The sequence below is a fragment of the Streptococcus sp. k-378 genome (genome assembly GCF_013277505.1).
Taxonomy (GTDB): domain Bacteria; phylum Bacillota; class Bacilli; order Lactobacillales; family Streptococcaceae; genus Streptococcus; species Streptococcus pseudopneumoniae.
The window spans coordinates 1-669 of the sequence record NZ_VMNC01000065.1 but is presented as its reverse complement, the minus strand read 5'-3'; the positions used below and the strand labels follow the sequence as shown (position 1 = coordinate 669).

At 41.1% G+C, this 669-nt stretch carries 1 protein-coding gene; it reads right to left on the bottom strand.

Annotated features, from left to right (window positions below; all coding sequences use genetic code 11):
• Positions 1-191: 191 nt before the first annotated feature.
• A partial coding sequence (locus tag HT719_RS07265) for a transposase (protein ID WP_172928711.1) occupies positions 192-669 on the bottom strand: 478 nt, incomplete at its 5' end.

The following is a 669-nucleotide window of genomic DNA, read 5'->3' as shown; positions in this document are numbered from 1 at the left end:
CCCAAATCATTCATACCTCTCTCAACTAGATGTAACTTACCAAACCCCTGACCTCATGAGCCACTTTCTTCCTCCTTATGAGGTCAGTTTTACTTTCTGCTGTTCCAGTATCGTTTTTCCTCGCTAGATTTCCTCAAAAGGGCAGACTCCTCCCTTGGTGCGTCACACGATTTTTTCATCTCGACTGTTCTTTAATGCATCATTAACGACGCTTTTCTTCTAGGTGGTTCATAAGGAACAGTAAGATTTAGGTTGACTTTTCTAATCCTAGAATAAAGTGCTGAAAACAATTCGGAATAGGCATAGAGACTAGACAATTTGAGGAGCTGCTTGCGTCCTGTTCGAACACATTTTCCTACCACGTGAAGAAAAAGATGGCGGAAGCGTTTGATTGTTAAAGTTTGGAAGTCACCTCCAGCTAGATGTTTGAGAAAAAGATAGAGATTGTAGGCGATACAGCTCATCATCATACGAACTTCGTTTTTGATTAAGGTTGAACTATCCGTTTTATCGCCAAAAAATCCCTCCTTCATCTCCTTGATGAAATTCTCGGCTTGACCACGTCCACGATAAAGCTGAAACTGGTCTTGGCTTGTTCCACTCGTCATATTTGTAACGAGAGAAATAACATCGTAGAACAAGTTTCCTTCTTTTCGTTCAGAGAACTGG